This window comes from Streptomyces sp. NTH33 (assembly GCF_003236365.1).
Taxonomy (GTDB): Bacteria; Actinomycetota; Actinomycetes; order Streptomycetales; family Streptomycetaceae; genus Streptomyces.
Map to the genome: position 1 here is coordinate 1 of NZ_POTZ01000179.1, position 12,812 is coordinate 12,812.

A 12,812-nucleotide genomic window follows, 5' to 3' on the forward strand; every position below is an offset into this window, starting at 1 on the left:
CACCCAGGACCCCGACCCCTTGGTGGCCCTGGCGGAGAAGGCGGTGGACGCCGCGGAGCGGCAGGCCCCGGAGCGGCAGGCCGAAACCACCATGGAACTCCTGCTCCCGTCTCCGGCGGGGGAAGCGGCCCCGGAGTCCGCATCCGCCGACGGCGAACAGCCCCCGCAGGGGTCACCCGCACCCGGCCACGAGACCCGCACGGGTGGTGCGAGCGGGCACGACCCGGCCGAGGGTGAAGCCGAGGCGGCCGAACCCGCCCCGCTTCCGCAGGAACCCGCCGAGGCGGAACACCAGCGCACGCCCGACGAAATCCAAGAAGCAGAAGAACACGTCACCGCCAAGGGCCTCCCCAAACGGACACCGAGGATCACCGCCCCCGCCACGGCACCCCGCCAGCGCAGCACCTCCGTCGACGCCGAGGAACTGCGCCGTCGCCTCGGTGGCTTCCACCGGGGTGCGAAGGAGGGACACCGCGACGTGGAGGCGGAGATCGCAGACCAGAAAACGGGGGGCACAGTCGAGGAGGCAAGCAGTTGACCGCGTCCAGCACCTTCGGACTGAGCAGTGAGGCCCGCAACCTGCACTGGCTGCTGACCAACCTCGTGGAGGAGGTCCCCGGCATCCAGTCCGTCGCCGTGGTCTCCTCCGACGGCCTCCTGCTCCTCTCCTCCGATCCGGGCCGGAACGACGAGGCCCGCCAGACCGGCGGAGCGCCCCGCACCGGCCCCCGCGGCTCCGCCGCCGACCTCGCCACCATCGTCTCCGGCATCGGCAGCCTCACCGTGGGCGCCGCCAAGCTGATGGACTCCGGCGCCGTCAAGCACACCATGGTGGCGATGGACGAGGGCAGCCTGTTCGTCATGTCGATCAGCGACGGCTCGCTGCTCGGCGTCCACGGCTCCGCGGAGTGCGACATGAGCGTCGTCGCGTACCACATGGCGCTCTTCGTCGGCCGCGCCGGGCACGTCCTGACGCCGGAACTCCGCAGCGAGCTGCGCAAGTCCCTGGAGTCGGACGAGGCCGGGAGCCCTCAGGGAGCCGCTCGATGAGCAGTGCGCGCAAGAAGCTCCCCGTGCGCGGCGCCGACTGCAAACCGGCCCGGGTCCGCCCCTACTCGCTCACCGGCGGCCGCACCCGCTTCGGTCACGTCCTCCTCGTGGAGACGTTCGTGGCCGCGCTGGAGGCGCCCGAGGAGCGCAAGGAGCTTACGAACGGCTCCCTCGCCACCCGGGTGATGCCGGAGATGCGGGCCATCGTCGAACTGTGCCGCCGCATGCGCACGGTGGCCGAGATCGCCGCGCTGCTGAAGATGCCGCTCGGCGTGGTCCGCGTGCTCCTGAGCGACCTCGCGGACCAGGGAAAGATCCGTGTGTACGGAACCGGAACCGGCCACGGCACGGGCCGGCCGGACCGCGTTCTGCTGGAAAGGGTGCTGAGTGGACTCCGCCGTCTCTGACTCCGCCGTCGCCGACGCCACCGGCGTCGCCCCGCTCGTCGACGAGCGGGGCGAGGAGCTGAAGTCCTGGCAGACGGACCGCACCCGAGCCCCGATCGCCACCAAGATCGTGGTGGCCGGCGGCTTCGGCGTGGGCAAGACCACGCTGGTCGGCGCCGTCTCGGAGATCACGCCGCTGCAGACCGAGGCGCTGATGACCGAGGCGAGCGAGGAGACCGACGACCTCACCGCCACACCGGGCAAGACGACCACCACGGTCGCCATGGACTACGGCCGCATCACGCTCGACGACGACCTGGTGCTCTACCTGTTCGGCACGCCGGGCCAGCAGCGGTTCTGGTTCATGTGGGACGACCTGGTGCGCGGCGCCATCGGTGCCGTGGTCATGGCCGACACCCGCCGCCTGAAGGACTGCTTCCCGGCGCTGGACTACTTCGAGAGCTGCGGGCTGCCGTACGTCGTCGCCGTCAACCACTTCGACGACTCCGAGCGGTTCGACCCGGAGGACGTGCGGGAAGCGCTGACGATCCCCGCGCACATACCTGTCATGGTCATGGACGCCCGGCAGCGGATCTCGGCCATCGAGGTCCTGCTGGCCCTCGTGGCCCACGCACTCGAGGAGACCCCCGAGTAGCACCCGAAGAACCCGCCCCGCACAGTCAGTCAGCGAGTAGCCCAGAAGCCGTAGGAGGCAGCACCCGCATGCGGAGAATACTCGTCGTGGGGGCCGGTCAGTCCGGTCTCCAGCTCGCCCTCGGTCTCCAGTCGCACGGGTACGAGGTCACCCTGATGTCGAACCGGACCGCGGACGAGATCCGCTCCGGCCGGGTCATGTCGACGCAGTGCATGTTCCACACCGCTCTCCAGCACGAGCGGGACCTGCAACTGAACTTCTGGGAGTCCGAGGCCCCCGACATCGAGGGACTCGGCGTCTCGGTCGCCGCCCCCGGCTCCCACGACCCGGGCCCCACGCAGCGCGCGATCGACTGGGTGGGCAGGCTCGACGGGTACGCCCAGTCGGTCGACCAGCGGGTGAAGATGGCCGGCTGGATGGAGACGTTCGCGCAGCGCGGCGGCCAGCTGGTCATCCACGGCGCCGCGGTCGGCGACCTGGACTACTTCTCCCGCGCCTACGACCTCGTCCTCGTCTCGGCGGGCAAGGGCGAGCTGGTGTCGATGTTCGAACGGGACGCCTCCCGCTCCCCGTACAGCGAGCCGCAGCGCGCGCTGGCGGTGGCCTACGTGCACGGCCTGGCCCCGCGCCCGGAGCACCCGGACTTCGACGCGGTGCGCTGCAACATCGTCCCCGGTGTCGGCGAGATGTTCATCATGCCGACCCACACCCTCTCCGGCCGCGCCGACATCCTGTTCTGGGAGGGCATTCCCGGCGGCCCGCTCGACGCCTTCCGCGGCGTCAAGGACCCCGGCGAGCACCTGGCGCTGACGCTGGACCTCATGGAGACGTTCCTGCCCTGGGAACACGCGCGGACCAAGGGCGTCGAGCTCACGGACGCCAACGGCACCCTGGCCGGCCGCTACGCCCCGACCGTGCGCAATCCGATCGGCCGCCTGCCCGGCGGCGGCGCGGTCCTCGGGGTGGCGGACGTCGTCGTCGCCAACGACCCGATCACCGGCCAGGGCTCCAACTCGGCCTCCAAGTGCGCCGCCACCTACCTGGCGGCGATCCTCGAACACGGCGACAAGCCGTTCGACGAGGAGTGGATGCGGCAGACGTTCGACCGCTACTGGGCCACCGCCCAGCACGTCACCAAGTGGACGAACGCCATGCTGGCCCCGCCGCCCGAGCACGTCCTGAACCTCCTCGGGGCGGCCGGTGAGCTCCAGCCGGTCGCCGACCGCTTCGTCAACTGCTTCGACGACCCGGCCGACCTGGAGAACTTCTTCTTCGACCCCGACAAGGCCCAGGCCTACCTGGCCGAGGTCGCCGGGGCGTCCACCGCGTAGAGGCCCGCGTCCGGTCCGGTCAGGGCGCCCGCCGGAAGCCTCGGCGGCACATAGCGCGGCAGCGGCGCCCCGCCCGGATCGGGCCGTACGGCTCCCAGCACCGGGTTGGCCGCGACCGGCGACACCTTCACCCTGGCGCCGGGCCGCGGCGCCTGCACCACCATGCCGTCGCCGAGGTAGAGGGCGACGTGGGTGGCCTCGGGGAAGTAGACGACCAGGTCGCCGGGGCGCAGCTCGCTCAGCGGAACGCGCTTCAGGCGGGCCCACTGCTCCTGACTGGTGCGCGGGATGGGCGTCCCGGCGTGGCCCCAGGCCTGCGAGGTCAGCCCCGAGCAGTCGTACGCCGCCGGGCCCGCCGCGCCCCACTGGTACGGCTTGCCGAGCTGCCGCACCGCGTAGCGCACGGCCTGTTCGCCCCGGAGCGACGGCGGGCGCCGGCCGCTGAGCACCCCGGAGGCCAGGAACGTCCGCTGGGCCCCGGCGATCCCGCTCCTCTCGAACTCGGCGAGCGCCGCGAGCCGCTCGGCGCTGAGCGAGGCCAGCAGCCGCTCCACGTCGTACAGCCGCCCTCGTACGTCGTCCCGGGCCCGCTGCTGCCGCCGGGCGAGGGCGAGCTGTGTGTCGTACGCCGTGCGGGCGGCGCGGGCGAGGTCGTCCGCCTTCTTCTCGTCGGCGGTCAGCCGGTCGACCGCCTCCGCCCGCTCCCGCACCGCCTGCCCGATCACATGCCCCTCGTCCAGGGCCTGCTGCGGGTCGCGCGCCATCAGCAGCCGCAGGTACGAGGACAGGTCGGTGGTGCTGTCCTGGTACTGCTGCCGGGCCAGCCGGCCCGCCTCCGCGCGGCTGCGGTCCAGGGCGAGCCGGGCGCGGGCGAGGGCGGTGTGGAGGCGGACGGCCTCGGCGCGCTGCTTCCTCAGCCGCTCCTCGGTGGCGTTGTAGGTCTCGGTGGCGTGCTCGGCCTGCCGGTACAGCGTCCTGAGGTCCGTCAGCAGCTCGGCCACGGACCGCTGCCCGGGCGCGGGCGGACCGGGTACGGCGGACGGACCGGGTACGGCGGGCGCGACGGGCGCGGTGGGTGCAGCGGGTGCGGTGGGTGCGGCGGGCGCGACGGGTACGGCCATGGCGGCCACCGGTGTGAGGGCGGCCTGCGCCGCCACCGCCGCCGAACACAGCAGGCGCGGCACTCTTCCTGACACGTCATCACCTCCGGTGCGGAGCGGCGTTTCCGCTCCGCACGGTGAGGATTAGACGTATGAGACGTATGAACCGACTGTGTGCGCACGCCTTGCGCCATACGGCGCAACGAGGTCACCCCTCGGTGTCACCCGGCTTGCCGTCGACCCGCGCGTCCGGCTTGGACCACGGCCACTTCAGCCGGGTGCCCGCCGCTCCCTCGGGGTCGAACGCGTACTTCCACCCCCGGGGCAGCCCAAGGCGCTTGCCGTGCCCGCGCGGCACCCGCCGGTAGACGAGCACGGTCGGCGGGCCGCCCGCGGCGTCCGGCACCGGGATGCGGTACGTCTTCGGCGGGTTCCCGGTGGGCCCCACCAGCACGGGCAGCACCCGCCCGTCCATCGGCCCGCCCTCGAACGGGGTGTCTTCGCTCTTCACGGCACCAGTGTCAGCCATCCTCGGAGGCCAGCACACGCCGCACCAGCACGGCGGTCTGCTCGTCCCGGGCGGCGGTCACGCCCATCACGGCCGTGAACTGCTCGACCAGCCAGTCCCGCAGCTCCTCGGCGGGCGGCTGCTTGCCCTCGTCGAGCCAGATCAGGGAGGCGGCCTCCACGGCCGTGATCCACATCCGTACGGTCATGCGCAGCCGCGGGCCGGGGTCCGTGGCCCGGAGGTGGCTGAGGATGTGCTCGGCGGCGGCCCTGCGCACCCCGTCCACGATGGCGGTCGTCCGGGAGGTCTCCGCCACACTGCCGCCCTGGAGCAGCGCAATGAACCCGGCGTCGTGCTGGTCGACGAAGGCCAGGTAGCGGTCCAGGGCGCGGGCGAGGCGGGGGAGCAGCGGGCCCTCGTGCGGCTCGTCGAAGCAGTGCCGCAGCTCCTCGGCAGCGGAGCGCAGGGCGGCCTCGTACAGCTGCTGCTTGCCGCCGGGGAAGTACCGGTACACCAGCGGCCGCGACACCCCGGCCGCCTCCGCCACGTCGTCCAGCGACACCTCCTCGGGCGCCCGGTGCGCGAAGAGGGACAGCGCCGCGTCGAGCAGCTGGGCGCGCCGCTCCTCGACACTGAGCCTTCGGTATGCGGGGGTGGACGGAGCAGGGCTCATGACGTGCAGCGTAACCGTGCCGCCCGCGGCTCGTTACGCCAGCAGCCCCGACGACTTCCACAGCCTCCGGCCGACACCCCGCAGCACCCCGATGTCGTCCAGGAAGTCCGTCAGCCGCTTCGCCCCCGTCCGCATGACCTCCCGCCGGTGCCCGCTCGCCTTCACCTGGGCCATCGCCTCCCGCCTGTCCAGCCCCACGTTCGTGTAGACCTCGGGGTTGACGAAGGCGACGGAGAACACCCGGGCGAACTCGCCCGACGTGATCCGGGTGAACTCCTGCGACCACTTCGGCGCGGTCACCATCTGCCGCCGCAGCTCCTCACGGGCGTACCGGACATGCCGCGCCTCCTCCACGACGTGGATCCGCGTCACGCCCCGGATCAGCGGCTGCACCCGCTCGTCCGGGAACGTCAGCCGCTGCATCCAGTCCAGGACCTCCTCGCCGAGCAGGGTCGCGGTGAAGGAGCCGGGGGTGGTGGAGACCGTCTTGAAGAGCCGGCCGAGGTTGTGGTGCGCCCGGCTCACCGGGTACCAGGGCGTGCCGCCGCGCGAGATCACGCGGGCGAACATCTTCGAGTGCCGGCACTCGTCCTCGATCTCGGTCAGCGCGTACCGCACGTGCGCGCTGGTCGCCGCCTTGTCGTAGATGTGCCGGACGAGCAGCTGCATGAGGATGAGCTCGAACCAGATGCCGAGCGAGGCGAGCGCGGCGGCCTCGTGCCGGGAGAGCAGGATCCGCTGCTCCTCGCTCATCCGCTTCCACAGCGGCGTGCCGTACAGCGACACCAGCTCCGGCGGCCAGAACCACTTGCCCTCCTCGAAGGGCGCGTCCCAGTCCAGTTCCTCGTCCGGGTCGAAGGAGTGCTTGGCGGAAGAGTCGAGCAGCCGCTCGGCCACCTGCTCCCGGTCCTTGAGCAGGCCGAGCGCGTCGCGCACGCCGGCGAGCGCGTCGGCTTCCGTCACGGTCGTCATGGCTGTGTCCACCTCGTCGTACGGGATGTGGCCGGATCGGTCCTCCGACCCTTATGAGACTGCCTGTCAGCAAGCTCGTCAATCCCTTGCACACGACTTGTTGACTCGGTGTCTACGTGTGAACCTGCGGAGTATGCCGACCTACGACCTGTACGCCAGGAATCCGGGGGACCCGCACTGGCAGGTCCCCGCGAGCGGAGCGGCCCGCTTCAGCTGGGAGTACGACGACGGACGTGAACGCCTCCTCGCCCTCTACCAGAAGGGCAAGGACAAGCAGTGGGACGGGCAGAAGCGGATCGACTGGGACCTGGAGGTGGACCCGTACGACCCGCTCGGCACCCCCGAGGAGGCGATGACCCTCTACGGCACGCCGTACTGGGCGAGGATGACCGACCGGGACAAGGGCGAGCTGCGCCGGCACTTCGCGTCCTGGCAGTTCAGCCAGTTCCTGCACGGCGAGCAGGGCGCGATGATCTGCGCCGCGCGGATCGTGGAGTCCGTCCCCGACCTGGACGCCAAGTTCTACTCGGCGACCCAGACCATGGACGAGGCCCGGCACGCGGAGATCTACGGCCGCTTCCTGCACGAGAAGATCGGGATGCTCTACCCGATCAACGACAACCTCCAGTCCCTCCTCGGCGACACCCTGCGCGACAGCCGCTGGGACATGCCGTACCTGGGCATGCAGGTCCTGATCGAGGGCCTGGCGCTGGCGGCCTTCGGCATGATCCGCGACACCACGAACAAGCCGCTGCCCAAACAAATCCTCGCCTACGTCATGCAGGACGAGGCCCGCCACGTGGCCTTCGGCCGCATGACCCTGCGCGACTACTACCGGCAGCTCACCGACGCCGAACTGCGCGAACGCGAGGAGTTCGTCATCGAGGGCTGCTACCTGATGCGCGACCGCCTGCGCGGCGTCGAAGTCCTGGAGAACTTCGGCATCCCGAAGGCGGAGGCGGAGGAACTGAGCGAACGCTCCGAATTCCTGCATCTCTTACGCCAGTTGCTCTTCAGCCGCATCGTCCCCTGCGTCAAGGACATCGGCCTGTGGGGCAAACGCCTCCAGCAGGCCTACGTCGACATGGGCGTCTTCGAGATGGGCGACTCCAACCTGGACCGGCTGATGGCCCAGGACGAGGAGATCGCGGAGAAGCTCGACGCGGAACGCTTCGCGACGGAGGAGCGGGAGCGGGTGGCGGAGGTGGAGAAGACGATCGAGCAGGGAGCCGACGGCTGACGGGCGCCGCCGCTAGGCAGAACAGCCCAGCCTCTCCGGCACCTCGCCGCGCACCGGTTCCGACGCTCCCGGTGGGAACGAGGTCCGGAGGGTGAAGGCGTACGGCGTCGGGCCGTTGGCCCGGAGGTGCAGCAGGCGGGCTTCCGCCTCGGCGACCGTCGGACGGTGACCCGCCGGGACCCACCACAGGGCCGTGACCGCCTCCGCCGGCCGTTCGAACCACTCCCTCCGCCGGGCCGGCATCTCCCGGTGCCGGCCCTGGTGCATGAAGGCCGTCAGGGCGTCGGTGTCCCGCCACACCGACATGTTGACGATCAGCCGGTCGTCGCCGAGGACGGGCACGTCCGTCGCGTTGCCGGAGTCGCTCTGCAGGCGCCGGACGAAGCCCTCGGCGGAGTCCGCGTCGGCGTTCACCGGGTCGAGCGCGTCGACGAAGTCCTTCAACCGCGGTGAATCCAAGGGGGCCTTGAGGCGGGCGATGTTGACCTGGGCGAGTTCGTGCGCGGGCGCCGGAAGCGTCATGACCGAACGGTGGGCGGGCGCCGGCGGCCCGCGGCACCCCCGTCTCACCCAGCGGGCGGCGAGCGCAGCACCGCCTCCATCACCGCCCTCGCGATCGGCGCCGCCGTACCGCCCCCGCTGATGTCGCCGCGTCGCGCCGACGCGTCCTCCACCACCACGGCGACCGCGACCCCCGCCTCCAGGTCGCCGTCGGCCTGGGCCCAGGAGATGCACCAGGCGTACGGAGTGCCGGAGTTGCCCAGGCCGTGCTGGGCGGTGCCGGTCTTGGCGCCCACCGTGGCCCCGGGGACCGCCGCGTTCCGGCCGGTGCCGTCGGTGACCACGCCGGCCATCAGCTCCCGCAGCCGCGCCGCGGTCGTCGGGCGCATCACCTGCCGCACCGGCCGGGAGCCGGCCGCGGACACCGTGCCGCCGCTCCGGCGCGTCGTCCGCTCCACGAGGTAGGGCGCCCGCACCTGCCCGCCGCCGGCGACCGCGGCCGCCACCATCGCCATCTGCAGCGGTGTGGCACGCGTGTTGTACTGCCCGATCGACGACAGCGCGAGCTGCGCCCGGTCCACGTGCGTGTCGAAGGTGCTCGGCGACACCGGGAAGGGAATCCTCAGCTCCTCGTCGTTGAAGCCGAACCCCTCCGCCGCGGCCCGCATCCCGTCCACCCCCACGTCCACCCCCAGCTTCGCGAACACCGTGTTGCACGACCACTCGAAGGCGTGGCGCAGGGACGCGTTCTCGCAGCTGCCGGCCTCGTTGACCAGCCGCGTGGTCGTGCCCGGCAGCCGGTACGGGTCCGGCGAGTCGGTCCGCTCGTCCAGGTCCGTCACCACGCCCGCGTCCAGGGCGGCCGCCGCGGTGACCACCTTGAACGTCGACCCCGGCGGATACGTCTGCCGCACCGCCCGGTTCAGCATCGGCTGCTCCGGATCGTGGTTCAGCCGTTCCCACGCAGCCGCCACCGCCGGCCCGTTCCCGGACAGCTCCGAGGGGTCGTACGACGGCGTGGACACCAGCGCCAGGATCCGCCCCGTCGTCAGCTCGATCGCCGCGACCGCCCCCTTGCGCGAGCCCAGCCCCTCGAACGCGGCCCGCTGCGCGGCCGGGTCGAGCGTCGTCACCACATGGCCGCCCGAAGGCCGCCCCCGCGTGAGGTCCTGCCACAGCGGGAACCCCGCCAGCATCGGATCGGTCCCCGCCAGCACACCGTCCTCGGCGTGCTCCAGGAACGTCGTCCCGTACAGCTGCGAGGCGAACCCGGTGACCGGCGCGTACAACGGCCCGTCCGTGTACGTCCGTTCGTAGCGCAGCTGCTCCCCGGTGTCCTTGGAGCCGGTCACCGGCCGGCCGCCGACCAGGATCTCGCCACGCGGCTGCTGGTAACGGGCGATGGTGGGACGGCGGTTGGCCGGATTCCCGCCGTACGACGGTCCCTGCAGCACCTGCAGCCACGCCGTGTTCACCAGGAGCGCCACCAGCAGCAGGACACAGAAGGCGGCGGCGTGCCGGATGTGCCGGGTCACCGGACGCCCTCCCGCACGCTCATGGGGCCACCCTCCCGTCGTACTGCCTGCGCGCCACATGGCTCACCCGGATCAGCAGGGCCACGATCGCCCAGTTGGTGACCACCGACGAGCCGCCCTGCGCCAGGAACGGCATCGCCAGGCCGGTCAGCGGGATCAGCCCGGTCACCCCGCCCGCGATCACGAACACCTGGAGCGCCACCAGCGAGGCCAGCCCGATCGCGAGCAGCCGGCCGAAGGGGTCGCGCAGGGCGAGCCCCGCCCGGTAGCCGCGCTCGACGAGCAGGGCGTACAGCAGGAAGACGGCGGACAGCCCGGCCAGCCCCAGCTCCTCCCCGGCGGTGGCCAGGATGAAGTCCGACTTGACGGCGAAGCCGACGAGGATCGAATGGCCGAGGCCCAGCCCGGTCCCGGTCACCCCGCCCGCCGCGAACGAGAACAGCGACTGGGCCACCTGCCCCGGCCCCTGACCGGCCTCGATGGATGCGAACGGGTGCAGCCACTCCCCGATCCGGCCGTGCACGTGCGGCTCCAGCCGGCCGACCGTGACCGCCCCGGCCACGGCGAGCAGCAGCCCGACCGCGATCCAGCCGGTGCGCCCGGTGGCGACGTACAGCATGACCACGAACAGCCCGAAGAACAGCAGCGAGGTGCCCAGGTCCCGTTCCAGGACCAGCACGCCGACGCTCAGCAGCCAGATCGCCACCACCGGCCCGAGCACCCGGCCGGTGGGCAGCTGCAGCCGCCACAACCGCCGTCCCGTGTGCGCCAGCGCGCTGCGGTTGGCGGCCAGGTACGCGGCGAAGAACACCGCCAGCAGCACCTTCGCGAACTCGCCCGGCTGGATGGACAGGCCGCCGAACCGGATCCAGATGCGGGCGCCGTTGACGGCGGGGAAGCAGATGGGCAGCGTGAGCAGCGCGAGGGCCGCGACCACGCAGACGTAGGCGTAGCGCTGGAGCCACCGGTGGTCGCGCAGCACGAGCACCACCAGGATGAATAGCGCCACGCCCAGCGTGGACCACACCAGCTGGGCGGGCGCGGCCTCGTCGCCCGGGGTCTCCAGGTCGAGCCGGTAGATCAGCACCAGGCCCAGCCCGTTGAGCAGCACCCCGATGGGCAGCAGCAGCGGGTCGGCGTACGGCGCCCGCAGACGCACCACGAGGTGCGCGAGCAGCGCCAGCGCGGCCAGTCCGGCGCCGTAACCGGCGGCCCCGGGCGGGACGGTTCCGTACCTCGCCACGCCGACGGCGCAGTAGCCGTACACCGGCAGCAGGACGGCGAGCACGATGAGGGCGAGTTCGACACCGCGGCGCCGGGGGAGGCGGACGGCGGGCGCGGGCGGGTCCGCCGCTGCCACGGTGGTTCCGGCCTTGGTCATGTCCGGAACCTACCCAAAAGGCGAGGCTTGTCCGTCCTGACTGTCAGCACCAGCGTGGCGCAGGCCACGTGGTCGCGATGGCGCGCGCCGGGGCCCAGGCCCAGGCGCGGTCCGCGAGCAGGTACCACACGCGGCCGCCGTGCGCGTCGTGCCCCGGCGTCCTGCAGTAGATCCAGACGATCTCGCCGGGCCGGGCGATCCGCAGCACCCGGCTGCGGAAGTCCGGCCGGCTGTGCAGCGCGACCCCGCCGCGGACCGCGACGAAGCCCCGGTGGAAGCGCGGGTCCCGGTCGCCGTGCGTGCCGGCGCGCTGCGCGGCCGCCCTGTGCGCCTCGGCGCCCGGGCTGCCGCCGGAGCCGCCCGGGATCCCGCCACGGCCGTCGCCGGCGGCGGCGGGCGTGACGGCGGCCGTGGCGAGCAGTGCGCCGACGGCGGCCGCCAGGGCCAGCCGGGCGAGAGGGGAGCGCGGGGACGACATGGGGGCACCTCCACCTGAGGCAGCTGAGCCCACGGAAAGTGGGCGAAAGTGACTAACCGCAACACTAGGAGCGGTGTGCGTCGGGCGCCCGTCACGCTGAGCCATCGGAGACACGGGTTCTGAGGAGGCGTCAGCGCCGTGACGCGGGAGCGTACGCACTCCGGGTGAGCCGGCTACTCGGTCAGCTCCTCCAGCAGCCGTGCCGTCGACAGTCCCGCCCGCAGATAGGCGACGAACAGCTCGTTGTGCAGTGCCCAGGGGGAACGGCGAGCCCGGATCAGCCGGATCGCCTCGTCGGCGGAGCGCCCCTGGCGGATCAGGGCGTGCGCGACGACCAGCCCCGAGCGGTTGTAGCCGGAGTAACAGCGCACGAGAACCCGGCGGCCCTGCTCCAGAGCGTCGCAGGCCGCCTGGGCCAGCCGCATCACGCCCGCGAGCTGGGTCCCGTCCAGCGGCCCGTCGGGTATCGGCCACACATGGTGCTCGACACCGGGGTCGGGCCCGTGCCCCGGAAGCCTGAGCAGGGTCTGCACAAGATCGAATTCATCACGCACGACGGCGAGTTCCAGTCGCCCGGCACGCTCCCTGAACTCGTGCCCGCCCATCCACAGGCCGGGCACGATCTCGCTCCACGGGCTGTCCGGAGCCGGTACGTCGGGCTGCTTCCCGCGGGTACGCAACGGCGCCTCCCCAACTCCGCCTCCCACCGTTCCTCAAAGGTAGCCGGGTTCTTGCCCCGGCAGCACCCCGCCTGTTCCCATGGTCAGTGGGGGTGATGGTGCATGAGCGGACACCGCGGACTGCGCGTCATACCGACCTGGCTCCACGGACAGGAACGGCTCTACGTCTGCCGGCCCGACGGCAGGAACGTCGCCTGGTACGACCGTGAGGCCGCCCGCGTCCACGTCCTCAGCGAGGACGAGCGGGAGGACGTGCTGCAGGCCCTGGGCCCCTTCCTCGCGGGCCCGGTGGCGGTGGGCCCGCGAGGAAGGGGCCCAGGGC

The 12,812-nt window shown here is 72.3% G+C and carries 14 protein-coding genes and 2 pseudogenes; 7 read left to right on the plus strand and 9 right to left on the minus strand.

Annotation, left to right across the window (positions count from 1 at the left end; all coding sequences use genetic code 11):
• The 5 genes and pseudogenes from C1I97_RS18315 to C1I97_RS18335 form a co-directional block, all read left to right on the plus strand.
• Positions 1–538: pseudogene (locus C1I97_RS18315) on the plus strand (histidine kinase); the annotation flags it as partial.
• Positions 535–1,050: a roadblock/LC7 domain-containing protein gene (locus C1I97_RS18320; RefSeq protein WP_111004289.1), complete on the plus strand. Its 516-nt coding sequence runs from the start codon at positions 535–537 to the stop codon at positions 1,048–1,050. The pseudogene C1I97_RS18315 and the gene C1I97_RS18320, both read left to right, overlap by 4 nt.
• On the plus strand, positions 1,047–1,457 hold the full coding sequence (locus tag C1I97_RS18325; RefSeq protein ID WP_111004290.1) for a DUF742 domain-containing protein: 411 nt from the start codon (positions 1,047–1,049) through the stop codon (positions 1,455–1,457). Before C1I97_RS18320 ends, C1I97_RS18325 begins: the two co-directional genes overlap by 4 nt.
• Entirely contained in the window at positions 1,438–2,091 is a 654-nt protein-coding gene (locus tag C1I97_RS18330) for a GTP-binding protein (RefSeq protein WP_111004291.1), read from the plus strand. Before C1I97_RS18325 ends, C1I97_RS18330 begins: the two co-directional genes overlap by 20 nt.
• A 68-nt stretch (positions 2,092–2,159) precedes the next feature.
• Entirely contained in the window at positions 2,160–3,422 is a 1,263-nt protein-coding gene (locus C1I97_RS18335) for a styrene monooxygenase/indole monooxygenase family protein (protein ID WP_111004292.1), read from the plus strand.
• Here the strand turns inward: C1I97_RS18335 and C1I97_RS18340 are convergent.
• The 4 genes from C1I97_RS18340 to C1I97_RS18355 all read right to left on the minus strand — a co-directional run bounded on the left by C1I97_RS18340 (position 3,386) and on the right by C1I97_RS18355 (position 6,675).
• Positions 3,386–4,618 carry a C40 family peptidase gene (locus tag C1I97_RS18340; RefSeq protein WP_181446783.1) on the minus strand — a complete coding sequence of 411 codons (1,233 nt, stop codon included), beginning with the start codon at positions 4,616–4,618 and terminating at the stop codon, positions 3,386–3,388. The two genes, C1I97_RS18335 and C1I97_RS18340, sit on opposite strands and share 37 nt — an antisense overlap.
• A gap of 112 nt (positions 4,619–4,730) precedes the next feature.
• Complete coding sequence (locus tag C1I97_RS18345; RefSeq protein ID WP_181446784.1) at positions 4,731–5,051, minus strand: hypothetical protein; 321 nt, start codon at positions 5,049–5,051, stop codon at positions 4,731–4,733.
• Entirely contained in the window at positions 5,044–5,703 is a 660-nt protein-coding gene (locus tag C1I97_RS18350; protein ID WP_111004294.1) for a TetR/AcrR family transcriptional regulator, read from the minus strand. Before C1I97_RS18350 ends, C1I97_RS18345 begins: the two co-directional genes overlap by 8 nt.
• Positions 5,704–5,736: 33 nt before the next feature.
• Complete coding sequence (locus C1I97_RS18355) at positions 5,737–6,675, minus strand: AurF N-oxygenase family protein (RefSeq protein ID WP_111004295.1); 939 nt, start codon at positions 6,673–6,675, stop codon at positions 5,737–5,739.
• Between the two features lie 133 nt (positions 6,676–6,808).
• Between C1I97_RS18355 and C1I97_RS18360 the strand changes: the two genes are divergently transcribed.
• Positions 6,809–7,915 (plus strand): ferritin-like domain-containing protein, encoded by a 1,107-nt coding sequence (locus C1I97_RS18360; protein WP_111004296.1) that lies wholly within the window; start codon positions 6,809–6,811, stop codon positions 7,913–7,915.
• 12 nt (positions 7,916–7,927) lie between these two features.
• Here C1I97_RS18360 and C1I97_RS18365 read toward each other — a convergent pair whose 3' ends face one another.
• From C1I97_RS18365 to C1I97_RS18385, 5 genes are all read right to left on the minus strand, one after another.
• Positions 7,928–8,437 carry a DUF3291 domain-containing protein gene (locus C1I97_RS18365; RefSeq protein ID WP_111004297.1) on the minus strand — a complete coding sequence of 170 codons (510 nt, stop codon included), beginning with the start codon at positions 8,435–8,437 and terminating at the stop codon, positions 7,928–7,930.
• Positions 8,438–8,481: 44 nt separating this feature from the next.
• On the minus strand, positions 8,482–9,951 hold the full coding sequence (locus C1I97_RS18370; protein ID WP_111004298.1) for a penicillin-binding transpeptidase domain-containing protein: 1,470 nt from the start codon (positions 9,949–9,951) through the stop codon (positions 8,482–8,484).
• A 19-nt stretch (positions 9,952–9,970) separates the two neighbouring features.
• Positions 9,971–11,332 carry an FtsW/RodA/SpoVE family cell cycle protein gene (locus C1I97_RS18375; RefSeq protein WP_111004299.1) on the minus strand — a complete coding sequence of 454 codons (1,362 nt, stop codon included), beginning with the start codon at positions 11,330–11,332 and terminating at the stop codon, positions 9,971–9,973.
• A gap of 43 nt (positions 11,333–11,375) precedes the next feature.
• Complete coding sequence (locus C1I97_RS18380; protein ID WP_111004300.1) at positions 11,376–11,810, minus strand: SH3 domain-containing protein; 435 nt, start codon at positions 11,808–11,810, stop codon at positions 11,376–11,378.
• Between the two features lie 173 nt (positions 11,811–11,983).
• Positions 11,984–12,490, minus strand: coding sequence for a protein-tyrosine phosphatase family protein (locus tag C1I97_RS18385; RefSeq protein ID WP_111004301.1), 507 nt, complete (start codon positions 12,488–12,490; stop codon positions 11,984–11,986).
• 102 nt (positions 12,491–12,592) lie between these two features.
• Here C1I97_RS18385 and C1I97_RS18390 point away from each other — a divergent pair.
• A pseudogene (locus tag C1I97_RS18390) lies at positions 12,593–12,812 on the plus strand (NERD domain-containing protein); the annotation flags it as partial.